11 protein-coding genes, 1 tRNA gene and 1 pseudogene are annotated in these 13,799 nt (G+C 49.5%); 5 read left to right on the top strand and 8 right to left on the bottom strand.

What is annotated here, in order from left to right; all coding sequences use genetic code 11:
* Window positions 1-338 precede the first annotated feature (338 nt).
* Together DMB82_RS16020 and mobC are read right to left on the bottom strand one after the other, a co-directional pair.
* Window positions 339-1,706 carry a Fic family protein gene (locus tag DMB82_RS16020; RefSeq protein ID WP_116164923.1) on the bottom strand — a complete coding sequence of 456 codons (1,368 nt, stop codon included), beginning with the start codon at window positions 1,704-1,706 and terminating at the stop codon, window positions 339-341.
* A 144-nt stretch (window positions 1,707-1,850) separates the two neighbouring features.
* On the bottom strand, window positions 1,851-2,606 hold the full coding sequence (gene mobC / locus DMB82_RS16015) for a MobC family replication-relaxation protein (protein WP_228400006.1): 756 nt from the start codon (window positions 2,604-2,606) through the stop codon (window positions 1,851-1,853).
* Between the two features lie 141 nt (window positions 2,607-2,747).
* Between mobC and DMB82_RS16010 the strand changes: the two genes are divergently transcribed.
* Complete coding sequence (locus tag DMB82_RS16010) at window positions 2,748-2,918, top strand: hypothetical protein (protein ID WP_228400005.1); 171 nt, start codon at window positions 2,748-2,750, stop codon at window positions 2,916-2,918.
* Between the two features lie 591 nt (window positions 2,919-3,509).
* Here the strand turns inward: DMB82_RS16010 and DMB82_RS16005 are convergent.
* Complete coding sequence (locus DMB82_RS16005) at window positions 3,510-3,851, bottom strand: hypothetical protein (protein ID WP_102118396.1); 342 nt, start codon at window positions 3,849-3,851, stop codon at window positions 3,510-3,512.
* A gap of 185 nt (window positions 3,852-4,036) precedes the next feature.
* Between DMB82_RS16005 and DMB82_RS16000 the strand changes: the two genes are divergently transcribed.
* Both DMB82_RS16000 and DMB82_RS15995 read left to right on the top strand, forming a co-directional pair.
* On the top strand, window positions 4,037-4,228 hold the full coding sequence (locus DMB82_RS16000) for a YlcI/YnfO family protein (protein ID WP_116165064.1): 192 nt from the start codon (window positions 4,037-4,039) through the stop codon (window positions 4,226-4,228).
* Between the two features lie 302 nt (window positions 4,229-4,530).
* Window positions 4,531-5,451, top strand: a complete 921-nt coding sequence (locus DMB82_RS15995) for a 5'-nucleotidase (RefSeq protein ID WP_116165066.1) — start codon at window positions 4,531-4,533, stop codon at window positions 5,449-5,451.
* A gap of 214 nt (window positions 5,452-5,665) precedes the next feature.
* Here the strand turns inward: DMB82_RS15995 and DMB82_RS15990 are convergent, their stop codons facing one another.
* From DMB82_RS15990 to DMB82_RS15980, 3 genes are all read right to left on the bottom strand, one after another.
* Entirely contained in the window at window positions 5,666-6,925 is a 1,260-nt protein-coding gene (locus DMB82_RS15990; RefSeq protein ID WP_228400004.1) for a tyrosine-type recombinase/integrase, read from the bottom strand.
* Between the two features lie 326 nt (window positions 6,926-7,251).
* A tRNA-Phe gene (locus DMB82_RS15985) sits at window positions 7,252-7,327 on the bottom strand.
* A 272-nt stretch (window positions 7,328-7,599) separates the two neighbouring features.
* Entirely contained in the window at window positions 7,600-8,568 is a 969-nt protein-coding gene (locus tag DMB82_RS15980; RefSeq protein ID WP_102119603.1) for an IS110 family RNA-guided transposase, read from the bottom strand.
* 365 nt (window positions 8,569-8,933) lie between these two features.
* On the opposite strand from DMB82_RS15980, the gene DMB82_RS20695 reads away from it, so the two are divergent.
* Both DMB82_RS20695 and DMB82_RS15975 read left to right on the top strand, forming a co-directional pair.
* Window positions 8,934-9,065 (top strand): hypothetical protein, encoded by a 132-nt coding sequence (locus tag DMB82_RS20695; RefSeq protein WP_264291640.1) that lies wholly within the window; start codon window positions 8,934-8,936, stop codon window positions 9,063-9,065.
* Between the two features lie 231 nt (window positions 9,066-9,296).
* Window positions 9,297-11,450 (top strand): ornithine decarboxylase, encoded by a 2,154-nt coding sequence (locus DMB82_RS15975; RefSeq protein WP_116164002.1) that lies wholly within the window; start codon window positions 9,297-9,299, stop codon window positions 11,448-11,450.
* A 66-nt stretch (window positions 11,451-11,516) separates the two neighbouring features.
* Here the strand turns inward: DMB82_RS15975 and ansP are convergent, their stop codons facing one another.
* Entirely contained in the window at window positions 11,517-12,968 is a 1,452-nt protein-coding gene (gene ansP, locus DMB82_RS15970; RefSeq protein ID WP_116164000.1) for an L-asparagine permease, read from the bottom strand.
* A gap of 383 nt (window positions 12,969-13,351) precedes the next feature.
* Window positions 13,352-13,745, bottom strand: a pseudogene (locus DMB82_RS15965) (SDR family NAD(P)-dependent oxidoreductase).
* Window positions 13,746-13,799 lie beyond the last annotated feature (54 nt).

Below are 13,799 nucleotides of genomic sequence, written 5' to 3'. Positions count from 1 at the left end.
CATGCGATAAAGAAATGCCCGGTTCGTTCCTTCGGTTCGATTCCCTGTGATGTAAATCAGTCTTAATGAGATTATCCGATTTAGACCGATTTCATAATGGTGTTAGCTGACGTGTGGCAAAGCGATCTTTGTATATGCCAACCTTCTCTTAGAGTAATCAGTATGCCGTAAGATCCCTAAATTGAATGATCCGGTTTACCCGGATACTTACAGCATTCTCTTGCTTTATTATGATTGATTTTAAACTCAGTTTAATTGATGAAAAATTGGTAAGCTAGATTTTCGCATTCTTAAATTTAGCTTAAAAAACCGACTTTCACCTGTTAATCATAAAAATATTATTCCTTCATGCTTTTCAATTTTTCTAACATTGCTTTTAAGGATTTTGGCGAAACGTAGATTGTTTTCTTTCCATTCTCAATTTTATCAAAAAGCCCAATTTCCACTAGATTTTTAAGGTCAGTACGTGCAGTATTATCAGAAATATTAAGATTTTCGCTAACTTCTTTTGCCGTAAAATGCCGACCAGCATTTTCAATGGCAACTAACAATACTGTTCTCTGTCTGTCATTTAACTTATTAATTAGCCCACCATTCCATAGCAAACTATCAATTTCTGCACGCTGGGTGGCTACTTTTTTTATGTGATCCGTGAAATTCATTGTAGCACGGCATACAATCTGACATTGATAATCTACGAAATAAGTTAAATCAAAATCATCAGTTTCAGTGAATAGATAGGATTTACCATATGCTGTTGAGGCTTCTTTTAATAGACGACTAATTGATATGTATTTGAATGCTGTATATCCGCATTTGAATAAATACCAATAAAATAAAGCCCTTGCTGTTCTTCCGTTGCCATCATTAAAAGGATGTTCATAACCTATCATGAAGTGTAAAATACAAGCTTTAATTAAAGGGTGTAAATATCTTGACGTAAGTAAATCCTCATGTCTTGTGTTGGCCCATTCGCAAATAGTTTGTAATCTGTCATCTAAATCATCATGAGATGGGGGGTAATGAACAATATTACCGTCATAATCACAAATAACGATGTCGTCAGCCTGCCTAAACTCTCCTGGCTTGTATTTTTCGTTGTTAATATCTCTTGTGCCAATCGAATGAAGCTCTTTTATAAGAGCCAACGATAAATCTTCTCCTCGTTTATCCCAGACGCTACCCATCAAACGATAGTTGCCGAGAATCATTCTTTCATCTTCTGTTCTAGGTTTTCTTTGAGCCGTAAGCATAGCTTTTGCCACTATGGTTGTGGTCGCAGCTCCTTCTAATTGGCTTGAGGATATTGACTCTTCTTCCCTTAGCTCACGAATTAAATATTTAACTCCTTCCATATTTGAAATCATTGCCTCAAACGCAGCTTTTGAGGTTTGCTGATCTATAAGCGAGCAGGCTTTATGCATGGATGGTAGAACATTTATCTTTGCGCGTTCACCATTTTTATCTTTATAGGTCATATGGTGTATATGAGACATACGTGCCATTTTTTGTACAGACCAAGCATGGATAGCATCGACACCTTTTTCGACTCGATATTGAAAATCATCCCAATGCTGATAGCGTCCCTTGTCATCTGTTACCCTATGATAACCCATTAACTTCGATAGCCGATCCGCTCTATCTTCGGTAGCATCTTTAGCTATTTCCATGAAAGGGACTAATTTTGGCGGATGTTTGATGGTCATAAATTTATCTCAAAAATATCTCATTTTGAGATAAATTGGATCATCACACGCTGATTGTCAATTTTTGTTGCTTGCTAGAGCAATAAATATCAAAAAGAACGCTAATGTTGGTTCCACCCATTTTGAAGTCTGTCAAAAGTGGGCTTACTGAGCGGAAGCACAGCGATCCAACTCCAACCGTTTAAGCTCCTCAAACGTATAAACCCAAAAAACATGACGGTGCTTCGCTTCCAGCGGGATGTGCTGATGGTTGACGATGGCGTGTTTGATGCTATTGAACAGCAGTTCGAGAGCCAGCTTTTTCTGTGAGTCTGGCACGATATAGAAAACGTACATCCAGTGTTTTTGAGTGCGAGCCAGTAAATGATTGGTGATAATCGACTGGTAGCGGGCTTTGGTTTTCAGACGTCGCTCAGTCTCTACTGCGATGACCGTTCCGTTCGGGAGCGTTACCACCCCATCCGGGCGGTGTGTGGTTCGATAATGGCTGCGAAATGTTGGGCGGTTGCCGTGAAGCCACCCATAAGCGCCTTGCTTCTCCAGAATAAGCCGGGCGAGCTGGTTATCAAGGTGATGCTCCAGCGTCCAGCCTGTGATTTTGGCAGGCTCAAAGCGTGCAGGAAAGCCGTCATCATCTGGCGTGACTACCGCGGCCAATCCGTCGTTGGTGATCCCCCACAGTGAGATTTTCTCCATCCTTGTGCAAAATGTCTGCTTTTGAATGAATCCCATGTCGATGGCCTTTGCCAGCAACAGATAAAGCGGTTTGTGATTTTTATAATCAAAAAGTAGCATCAGCGTTTTAAAATCGCTGTAGGTTTCTTGTTTCAGAAAATTGAGCAGGATCCGGATCTTTTCGTGATTACGCGCCCGTCGTTCACTGTAATCGTAAATAAGCATGCATCCTCCTTCACATTTTACTGAGGTGTTCGCTCTTTCGGCTTTATCGCCTCATTACATGGGCGCATACCTTGGGGTACTGGCATGAGTCGACGTCATGAGGCGATCTTGTGGGGATAAAGAGGTGGCCGCTTCGCAGCCATGCGCCGGAAAATACATTTCCCGGCACAAAACGGCGTGCGCCAGTTCATGCGGGCTGGACGCCCTTATTGCCTGGCACATGGGGGTAATGTCGCGGCTGGACGCCACGCCAAAACCCTCAAGGTCAACGGCGGCACACCGTCGCACGCTACGCGCGACTACCCCCTTTGAGACGCCGTTTTTAGCCCACTTTTTCTTTTGCCCGTCCCGGTCAGCGAAAAAATGGGAAAACGCCTTCAAAGCGGGTAGTCGCGCCTCGCTACCGGCTTGTGGCCGGAGACTTAGCCGCGACGGTGTGCGGGGCTGACGCCCCCCAAATAAACCGACGCATGGGCGCGTCTTTTTGCTCGCTGGGGCGGCAAAATTTATTCGGCTCCCCCCGGCCTGCTCGGTTCCCCTTGGGGGGAACGCTCGCCGGTGGGTTCGGGCGACGCAAATGTGCCCTTTCTGCGAAAGGGCATTTACTCGCCTCATGCCACGGTTGAATGCCCGCGAGACGCAGTCCTTCACCCGCCTAACCCCGTCGCGTCCTGCGTCGTGGCTGAATGGCCTGTTGAGTGCGGTCAGCGTTGCGAAAATAAAACGTGCTGGCATGTTCTCTCCCCACTGAAATCAGCCAGTAGGGAAGGCTACGGGGAAAGGGCGGTATTGCCTGCAAACAACTCAATATCGGATGGGAAGAGTTATTGTTATTCAGCGTCGGACGCAAAAAAGCTCTGACCTAACGGCAGAGCTTTAATCAGGCTGGTGATGTTCAGATGGCTATCTGGCGGTGAGTGAATGTGCGAGTTTGTGCATCGTGGTAAGGGCGGGGATGAGTAAACTGATTGCGGTTAACCCATGACCCAACTGGCACAAGCTTTCTGGCGTCGATTCGCACACATCATTATCGGCAAAGGTAATCAGAGCATCGCCAATGAAATTCAGGCAATGGCAAAGTCCTGCCTGCGTTTCGGCGCAATATTCTGTGACCTGCGAGAGTTCGTCATTGTCCATGCGTGAAAAGTCCAGACGAGCCAGCGCGGCACTCATGGCGGAGTAATGGTTCTCATAATCCGGCAGTGATTGATAAGACGCGCCCGTGTTACTATCGGTGTCAGCCATAGCATTAGTCCTCATAATGTTGTGGTCAGAAGCCCGGTTAGTGTTGGCGCACTGCCGGGTTTCGTTTTTCACCATGAATTCGCTCTTGGTGTTCATACACCATGACGCTAGGTGCACATACACGTCAACGTGTTTAAAAATATTTTTCCTTGTATAGTGTATGTTCAGCGAGAAAGGAAAACGTCATGCCTACAGGTTCTAAAAACAAGCGTTCAACCACAAAGGGAATTCGCTTCCCACATGAGCTTATCGAAGAAATCAATGCCAGCGTTGCGCAGGAGAAAGCGGAAGATCCCGATGCTAATTTTTCAGCCTGGGTTCTGGATGCTTGTAACAGAAAATTGGCAGCGCTAAAAGGCGATAAGCCTATTAAATAATAGTCTGTATCTTTAATCTGCATTGTAACATATTGAAAAGGAAGGATGCGATGAATCTTGTGAGTGAAAAGCTTACGGTGTAGATTAATCGGAGACGAAAACTTCGTTTACACTCTCCGTGCAGGCTGCGTAAATATTAACAAGTTCCCAATATCGGGGGAATCGAATATATAGGTCTACTATTTTTAATTGATAGTCCCTCTGAAGAATAGTGAAATTGATCACGGTTGGATTTTTTTCATTTTCATCTGATAGAAAAAACCATTAGTGTTATAAATATTTATTTTAAGGATAATGAGTTTATGGCATACGATCTTGAAAGTCGCTTAGTCATCGGTGTAGCATCCAGCGCAGTATTTGATTTGACCGAATCAGACGAGGTATTCAAAAGTAAAGGGGAGGAAGAGTATCGGAAATTTCAAGAGTCAAATTTGAATAATCCTTTGCCAACAGGAATTGCATACCCTTTTATAAAGAGATTACTTGCTTTAAATGATTTAAGTGATGACACTTTAGTTGAAGTTGTATTACTTTCAAAAAATGATCCAGATACAGGTCTTAGGGTCATGAAAACAATTGAGCATTATGGTTTAAATATAACCCGTGCGATATTTATGCAAGGCAAGTCTCCCTATGAATATATACCAGCATTAAATATTTCTTTATTTCTATCGGGAAATAAAGAAGATGTTGATATTGCAATTAAATCAGGATTCCCAGCAGGCAGAGTTCTTGACTCAAAATTCATTGATGATGAGGCTGATAACTCTCTTCGAATCGCATTCGACTTTGATGGTGTTCTTGCTGATGACGCTTCCGAATCTGTTATGCAGGCATCGGGGCTTGATGAATTCCATGCTAATGAAGTGAAAAATGTTATGGAGCCTCATACTCCTGGCCCTCTTAAGGAGTTTTTGGTCAGAGTTTCAAAAATTCAATCTGTGGAAGAGAAATATAAAATATCTCATCCAGAGTATGAGAATCGCCTCAGAATATCTATAGTAACTGCAAGGAATGCTCCTTCACACGAAAGAGCTTTGAATACACTTAAGAAATGGGGAGTTATGACGAATGATGCATTTTTCTTAGGAGGAATAGAGAAGAGAAAGGTGCTTGGTATTTTAAAACCTCATATTTTTTTCGATGATCAGTCTAGCCATCTGCAACTTGCTAGTTCCGTAGTTCCTTCAGTACATATCCCATTTGGAATAACGAACCAATAAAATATATCTTCGTATTTTAATCGTGATATATAGAATTTTTTTCATAATATCATGATCTTTTCTGCTAGAAAATTGGGTAACTCGGCTTCGATTCATAAGAAGGCTTTGGCAGAATGCTCAGGTGCTAAAAGATGCTCGAATGATTTTATGACAATGCTCCTGACGGGTTTTCTATCACATAGAAAGCCCGTCAGGAGCCAACAAGCGCAGCGCGTTAGCCAGCCGAATGACTCCGCGCATAAATATACGGTGCGACATAGCCCTCACGGTTGACGTCCAGATAATCCGACCACCATTGCATCATTTCGATTCTGGCTTCCAGATGCTCCGCTTTATGCACGTAAGCCGCCCGTACGCCGTTGCGCTCTTTGTAGCTCATCTGTCGCTCGATGGCATCCTTTGACCAGCGCCCGGACTCGTTCAGGGCGCTACAGGCCATAGTTCTGAAGCCGTGGCCGCACACCTCGCTTTTGGTGTCATAGCCAATCACGCGCAGCGCCTTGTTGATGGTGTTTTCACTCATCGGCTTGTTCAGGGTATGTGCGCTGGGAAAAACGAAGACCGATTCGCCGGAAATCGCCTGAATCTGTTTCAGCAGGGTGACAGCCTGCCGTGACAGCGGCACCAGATGTTCATCCTTCATCTTTGCGCCACGCTCTGAGAACCGCACGCCGTTTACCGCTTCGCGCTGGGCGGGAACGCTCCAGATATGCGCCTTCAGGTTAAATTCATCCCAGCGGGCAAAACGCAGTTCACTGGAGCGCAGAAACACATGCAGATTCAGCTCCAGCGCCAGACGGGTCAACGTCCGGCCTTTGTAGCTGTCAATCTTCGCCAGCAGCTCAGGCAGGCGTTTTAGTGGCAGGGCGGGATGATGTTGGGTCGCGACTGGGGTCACGACGCCGTCCAAATCGTAAGCCGGATTGTATTTGATGACGCCCTGCTGGACGGCGTGACGCATGATTTTAGTCAGATGCTGGCGCACCCGTCCGGCGACGTCATGCACGCCTTTATCGTCAATCGCCTTAACCAACTGTGCCAGATGTCGTGTTTCAACCTGAGCGATATCCATTGCGCCAATGGCGGGGAAAACGTAGCGTTTCAGGGAGGTAAGAATTTTATCGGCGTGGGCTTCCGACCAGAGTTTAAGGCTGCTGGTGTGCCATGCCAGAGCGACATACTGAAAGGTGCGGGATTCCTCAACGGCGGGGGTGTTCGTTTTGCGAAGCTGAGAGGGACTGATACCGGACGCCAGCAGCTTACGTGCTGCATCGCGCTTTTCACGGGCTTCCGCCAGCGTAGTTTGCGGGTAGGGGCCAAAAGCCAGACGGTTTTCTTTACCGCCGAAACGGTAGCGAAAATACCATAGCTTAGTGCCGCTGGTGGATACCGTCAGGTATAAGCCTTGCGAGTCAGTGAGCTTGTAAGATTTTGCGAGAGGTTTCGCGGATCGGACTTTGCTGTCAGTTAACATGTGAGGGTCACTCCCGTTCATCGAACTGAATGACCCGCAATCTGACCCACAAATTCCCCGATACGAAGGGATAAATCAAAACGTATCGGAAAAGATTTTCACGCCAACTTATTGAATTACATACACATAGGGATTGATAAGGAGGCATAAAAAAGGAAAGGTGGTGCCCGGACTCGGACAAACGCCGGAGGCGTTGAACAGCGCGCTTGTCGCGCTGGCCCTGAAAGGGTGAGCCGCTTGCGGCGAATAATCGAACGGTGTTCGATGGAGAGCCCGAATCCCCCAAAAGCAAAAAACCAGCCGTTAGGCTGGTTTCTTTAAATAAGTGGTGCCCGGACTCGGAATCGAACCAAGGACACGAGGATTTTCAATCCTCTGCTCTACCGACTGAGCTATCCGGGCAACGGGGCGCATTAAACCGTATTGGCCGCATGGCGTCAATGGGTTTCTGTCACAAAGCGGAGCGCCTGCGCTATTTTCAGGCAATTGTATTATTTGCTAGCCGATTCCTGGCGATCCTTTCAGCACGCTTATACCCGTCATACTTCAAGTTGCATGTGCGTTGGCTTCGCTCAGTCACCCGAATCACTTACCTGAGTAAGCTCATCGGGACTCCTTTCCTTGCCGCCTTCCTGAAACTCGAATTATTTAGCAACTGTCTTGAACACTATTTTTCATGAGGTAATCAGGTGAAAAGACGCATCCCATTCCTTACCCGTTTTGAGCATAGCGTTCAGAATAGTCAGAAGTTTGCGCATGCAGGCAACCAGCGCGACTTTTTTCGGTTTGCCCGCCGTCACGAGACGCGTATAAAACGCGTGAATCACCGGATTAAACCGAGTCGCGACCAACGTTGCCATATACAACACGCTACGGACGTGGGCCCTACCACCAAATATTGTCCGCTTGCCCCGCATTTTGCCAGAGTCCCGATTGAGGGGCGCGACGCCTGCCAGCGCACTAATCTCGCGGCGCGAGAGTTTTCCCAGTTCGGGTATCTCTGCCAGCAACGTAGCGGTGGTCGTGGTTCCGACGCCTTTGACGCTATTGAGTAAACCGGACAAGGCGCTGAAGTGAATCTGAACATGCCTGTTCATGTCGTGGTCTATGCGAGCCAGCTCGTGTTTCAGCGCATCAATAATCGTTTTTATGCTCTTACGAGCCTGAGGATGAGCCTGAGTAAGGCGGTTACGTTCAGCGACAAGCATGGTCACGAGTTGGCGTCGGCGAGTGACGAGAGCCGCCAGAGCCTGACGTTGAGGGTCTGGCAGCGGTTGAATAAAACGTTCGCGCTCAGGATGACGGTCGATGACCTCGGCCATCATAGCCAAGGCTTTGGCATCAATCGTGTCGGTTTTGGCGAGGTATCCCATGGCCCGCGCGAAGTCTCTGGCCTGACGTGGGTTGATAACCACGACCTCAAACCCAGCGGCTTGTAACGAACAAGCGAGTGGGGCTTCGAGGCCACCAGTAGCCTCCATGAGGATAAGGGAAACAGGATGTTTTGCCAGTTCAGCCAGAATAGCGTCAAAGCCATCGAGGTCATTCCTGGCGGAAAAGGGCGGCAATGCGGAACCGATAGCGACATCGAGGGAGGCTTTGGAAACATCAATGCCGATGTGAAGTAAATTTGGCAGACTCATTTTTACCCCTCCTTGCAAATACGAAATGAGGTCAAACAACTGTACGGGTTTCAGATGAGTGACGCGGTTCATGCGCAATGAGCTAAATAACGGGCTTAGAAACCCCAGGGTAAACCAGGCTACATGAACCGTGCCAAACCTACATTGTCAATAATACCTAAACTTCAAGATACAAGGGTATAGCGTGGTAGCGTTTCTTCCTGATTCGCGTGGCATGTTTTGTTGCATTTTTTACCGTGTTGAGTGTGGGCTGGATTGTTGAATTTGATGAAGAATAATGCCACTATTGCGCGGTTTTTAACGTCTCGTTCACCTGAACGCCCCTTTAAGCGTAGTTAGCGTATAGCTAAAAGAGGATCGCCGATATGTCAGATTCATTGCTCATGGTGTCGCATGTTCGCGCCAGTTCGTTGATGATGCCACTGCGCGTTTCTTCTTATCACCGCTGCGCGGTTTACTTTTCTCCCCGTCGATTATCCTCCTTCACCATGCGGTGAGGCGTTCGTTCGCTCACTGTTAGGCATGAGTAAAAATAGAGTACAACTCTGCTTTTACTGATGTCTATCGGATGGTGCTGGCTCCAGTTTTTCCATTCTTAGCCTACAGTTTACCTGTAGGGATCATACGCTTGTCGTTATTGATTGGCATTGTGATTGGTCGGGATTGTTATCCCTGAACGGTGTCTTTTAGGCACGTACACTTACCCTTAACCGTTTGGGTTTGGTTACATGAAACAGTTAAAAATTGCGGCGAATGCAGCGGTTGCCACCCGTTTAATCACAACGCGCGAGATTGTCGCGTTGAGTCAGACTGACTTCACTGATGTGGCGGCGGTCGTGGTTTCTATTGAGGAAGCCCGTAGCGGCATTCTGTCGATATTGCAGCACACCGGTTTTAGCATTCCGGCGTTTGTCGAAGAGCCCGATGAAGATAAAGAGTTAGATGTTCTGCCTGCGGGCAGCGAATGGCTGTTTCTTGATGACGACGGCGAGCACGCCAACGTGCTGGAGCGAGCGGCGAAAGCCTATCAGGATACGCTGCTGCCACCGTTTTTCGATACGCTGACCAAATACGTCAACATGAAAAACACGACCTTTGCCTGTCCGGGGCATCAGGGCGGCCAGTTCTTCCGCAAGCACCCAGCGGGGCGCCAGTTTTTTGAGTTTTACGGTGAGAACGTGTTTCGTTCGGACATCTGTAATGCGGACGTCAAACTGGGCGATTTGCTGATCCACGAAGGGGCGGCGAAGAAGGCGCAGAAGCACGCTGCGCGCGTGTTTAATGCCGATAAAACCTATTTTGTGTTGAACGGCACCTCCTCGGCGAACAAAGTGGTGACGAACGCGCTGCTGGCGCGCGGCGATCTGGTGCTGTTTGACCGCAACAACCATAAATCCAACCACCACGGTGCGCTGATTCAGGCGGGCGCGACGCCGGTTTATCTGGAAACCGTGCGCAACCCGTTCGGCTTTATCGGCGGCGTAGATGCGCACTGTTTTGATGAAGACTATCTGCGCAAGCTGATCGCGGAAGTCGCGCCGGAACGCGCCAACGAGCCGCGCCCGTTCCGTCTGGCCGTTATCCAGCTTGGCACCTATGACGGCACGATTTATAACGCGCGTCAGGTGGTCGATAGCATCGGGCACCTGTGCGACTACATTCTGTTTGACTCCGCTTGGGTCGGTTATGAGCAGTTTATCCCGATGATGGAGCAGTGTTCGCCGTTGTTGCTGGATCTGAATGAGAACGATCCGGGGATTTTCGTGACGCAGTCGGTGCATAAGCAGCAGGCTGGCTTCTCCCAGACCTCGCAGATCCACAAGAAAGATACGCACATCAAAGGTCAGCGCCGTTTCTGCAACCATAAACAGCTGAATAACGCCTTTATGCTGCATGCGTCGACCAGCCCGTTTTATCCGCTGTTCGCCGCGCTAGACGTCAATGCCAAAATGCACGAAGGAGCAAGTGGGCGTCGGATGTGGATGGACTGCGTGAAGCTGGGCATTGAAGCACGTAAGCAACTGCTGACGCGTTGTTCGCTCATCAAACCGTTCGTGCCTGTGACGGTGGGCGGCGCGCTCTGGCAGGATCACGATACGGAGACGATCGCGCAGGACGTGCGCTTCTTCAACTTTGAGCCGGGCGAGAAATGGCATGCGTTCGAAGGGTACGCGGAGGATCAGTATTTTATCGATCCTTGCAAGTTACTGCTGACCACGCCGGGTATTGATGCGATTAGCGGCGATTATACCGAATTTGGTATTCCGGCGACGATCCTGGCCAACTACCTGCGCGAGCACGGCATCATCCCTGAAAAATGCGACATGAACTCGATCCTGTTCCTGCTAACGCCAGCAGAAGACGCTGCAAAAATGCAGGAGCTGGTGAATGCGCTGGTGCATTTCGAAACGCTGATCGCCCGCGATGCACCGCTGAGTGAAGTGCTGCCTAGCCTGTATCAGAAATATAAAGAGCGTTATCGCGGTTACCGGCTGCGTCGGCTGTGTCAGGAAATGCATGATTTTTATGCTCAACACAACGTGAAAGATCTGCAAAAAGCGATGTTCCGCAAAACCGAGTTTCCGTCCGTGGTGATGTTGCCGCAGGATGCCAACAGGGAATTTGTGCGCGGGAATATCGAGCTGATTCCTATCGACGCAGCAGAAGGGCGTATCGCGGCAGAAGGGGCATTGCCTTATCCGCCGGGCGTACTGTGTGTCGTGCCGGGTGAAACTTGGGGCGGGGCGGTACAGCGCTATTTTCTGGCGCTGGAAGCGGGCATTAACCTGCTGCCGGGCTTTTCCCCAGAATTGCAGGGCGTTTACAGCGTCGCAGAAGAAGATGGCAGCAAGCGTCTGTATGGTTACGTAGTAGAAGAGTAATTACGGATGTAGATAGGCTAAGAAACGCAGGCTCGGAAACGAGCCTGCGTTTTTTCTGTCTTAACCTTAACGCAGGCTGGATTCCTGCTGGTCGGTGAGCTTCACGGCTTCTCGCTGCTTTTTCAGCCCACGCCAGCCGATAATCAGCATGATCGCCAGTACCGGAATTGTTGCAACCGTCCAGGTGCCGTTCGGGTAATCAAACGCCATCAATCCCAGCACACTCACCAGAAAAGCCAGCGTCAGCCATGATGTCACAGGCGCACCAGGCATTTTGAACGCCACCGGCTTGGCTTTCCCCTGACGAATCGCTTTGCGCAGCTGCATTTGGCACAGAATGATGAATGCCCAGGAGCAGATAATGCCGAGCGAGGCGATATTCAGGACGATCTCGAACACCTGCGATGGCACCACGTAGTTCAGTACCACGCCGATAATGTGGATGCCGACCGTGACTAAAATACCGGTATAGGGTACGGACTGGTTGCTCATTTTCGACAGGAAAGCGGGAGCCGAACCACCCAGCGACAACGAGCGCAGGATGCGCCCCGTTGAGTACAGACCGGAGTTCAGGCTGGACAACGCGGCGGACAGCACCACGATATTCATGATCGTGCCGATATAAGGAACGCCCAGCTTGCTGAAGAAGGTCACGAACGGGCTTTGTCCGGCCTGATACGCATTCCACGGCAGCAGGCAGACCAACAGCGCGACCGAGCCGACGTAGAACAGGCCGATACGCCAGATGACGCTGTTGACCGCTTTCGGCAGCACCTGCTCTGGGTTTTTACATTCGCCTGCCGTCGTCCCGATGATCTCGATACCGGCAAAGGCAAATATCACCCCTTGAACCAGCACCAGCGCAGGCAGAATGCCGTGTGGGAACAGGCCGCCGTTATCGGTAATCAGGTGCAGGCCTGGCGTGTTGCCATCCAGCGGGCTGCCCGTGCCGAGATAGACCGTGCCGACCACCAGAAAAATGGCGATAGCTGCAACCTTAATCAGCGCGAACCAGAACTCCATTTCGGCAAACCACTTCACGCCAATCAGGTTCATCAGCGTGACGATGGACAGTGCACTCAGCGCGAACAGCCACTGTGGAACGTCGGCAAACGTGCCCCAGTAGTGCATGTAGAGCGCGACGGCGGTGATGTCGACAATCCCAGTCATCGCCCAGTTCAGGAAGTACATCCAGCCTGCAACGTAGGAGGCCTTTTCCCCCAGAAACTCACGCGAGTACGACACGAAGCTACCGCTGGTGGGGCGATGCACGATCAGTTCGCCCAACGCGCGCAGGATGAAAAAAGAGAAGATGCCGCAAACCAGATAGACCAGCGCCAATGCAGGCCCCGCCATTTGTAGACGGGCTCCCGCGCCAAGAAACAGCCCGGTGCCGATGGAACCACCAATGGCGATCATCTGCACATGGCGATTGCCGAGACTTTGGTGGTAACCCTTTTCGTGGAGACGCTGTTCAGCGGCATGACGCTTGCCGTGAGGGGAGGAATGTTGTGTCATTGGTGTCCGTGTTTTCCTGTCTGTCACGCATCTTGTGATGATGCGTTTGATATGATTATTTCTAATTCAACTGGTTATGTTTTTGCCTGTGGCGTTTTTTTATGTCGTACATCCCTGTACGCCATCCTTCGGGCCGTTGCTACGCAACGTTGAAAAACGCTCCCGGAGTTTTTTTATAGTGCGCTGAGCGCGGTAAGCCGCATGGCAGAAAACAACGGCAGCGATGCTACCTTTTCCTGTGTTCTGTGGCAAAAAATGGAGAGAAGGAAAGTGTGTCAGAGCATGATGCGTGGGGGAACGTGGGGCATTAGTCGGGGAAAACCCTTCACCGCCCCAGTTATATGATAAATACCGGAGCGGGATGGAGAACAAAAGGCGATGGGTTACACGCCGATATCTGCGCGCGTCGGCCCCTGAAAATGGATGGCGTTGATATGGCAACTGCGCGGTTGGATGAGCACGAAACGCATGGCTTCCCATATCGAGCGGGCATTCAGTAGATGCTCGCCCATTTTTTCCCCGCTAGCGGGATTGTCATCAAGGCCGGTAACCTCAAAATCTGGTGGATAAAACCCCGTCACCAGGGTTGGCAATATCGCACTGATACGCGCGTGCTGTGCCGCCTTCCTGATAAATGATGTCGACGCTGGCCTGTGCATCGGCCAGTTTGCGGGCGCAAAGATCGACCTTCACCCCTTCGCGAGCCAGCCAGACGGATACCGCTTGTCCAAAATCGCGGCCACCGCCGGTGACAATCGCGCGTTTACCTTTCAGCATCATGTGTTCCCTTGGCAACGTGTGTTCTTCCGTTGCTGCGTATCCGGTGACAGG

This window comes from Pectobacterium aquaticum, assembly GCF_003382565.3.
GTDB lineage: Bacteria > Pseudomonadota > Gammaproteobacteria > Enterobacterales > Enterobacteriaceae > Pectobacterium > Pectobacterium aquaticum.
Note: the sequence above shows the minus strand (reverse complement) of the source record. Positions and strands in the feature narration are given on the sequence as shown.

Excerpts from the sequence above, each read along its gene's own strand:
- DMB82_RS16020 (WP_116164923.1), bottom strand. The coding sequence starts at position 1,706 with ATGACCATCAAACATCCGCCAAAATTAGTCCCTTTCATGGAAATAGCT.
- mobC (WP_228400006.1), bottom strand. The coding sequence starts at position 2,606 with ATGCTTATTTACGATTACAGTGAACGACGGGCGCGTAATCACGAAAAG.
- DMB82_RS16010 (WP_228400005.1), top strand. The coding sequence starts at position 2,748 with ATGCGCCGGAAAATACATTTCCCGGCACAAAACGGCGTGCGCCAGTTC.
- DMB82_RS16005 (WP_102118396.1), bottom strand. The coding sequence starts at position 3,851 with ATGGCTGACACCGATAGTAACACGGGCGCGTCTTATCAATCACTGCCG.
- DMB82_RS16000 (WP_116165064.1), top strand. The coding sequence starts at position 4,037 with ATGCCTACAGGTTCTAAAAACAAGCGTTCAACCACAAAGGGAATTCGC.
- DMB82_RS15995 (WP_116165066.1), top strand. The coding sequence starts at position 4,531 with ATGGCATACGATCTTGAAAGTCGCTTAGTCATCGGTGTAGCATCCAGC.
- DMB82_RS15990 (WP_228400004.1), bottom strand. The coding sequence starts at position 6,925 with ATGTTAACTGACAGCAAAGTCCGATCCGCGAAACCTCTCGCAAAATCT.
- DMB82_RS15980 (WP_102119603.1), bottom strand. The coding sequence starts at position 8,568 with ATGAGTCTGCCAAATTTACTTCACATCGGCATTGATGTTTCCAAAGCC.
- DMB82_RS20695 (WP_264291640.1), top strand. The coding sequence starts at position 8,934 with ATGTCAGATTCATTGCTCATGGTGTCGCATGTTCGCGCCAGTTCGTTG.
- DMB82_RS15975 (WP_116164002.1), top strand. The coding sequence starts at position 9,297 with ATGAAACAGTTAAAAATTGCGGCGAATGCAGCGGTTGCCACCCGTTTA.
- ansP (WP_116164000.1), bottom strand. The coding sequence starts at position 12,968 with ATGACACAACATTCCTCCCCTCACGGCAAGCGTCATGCCGCTGAACAG.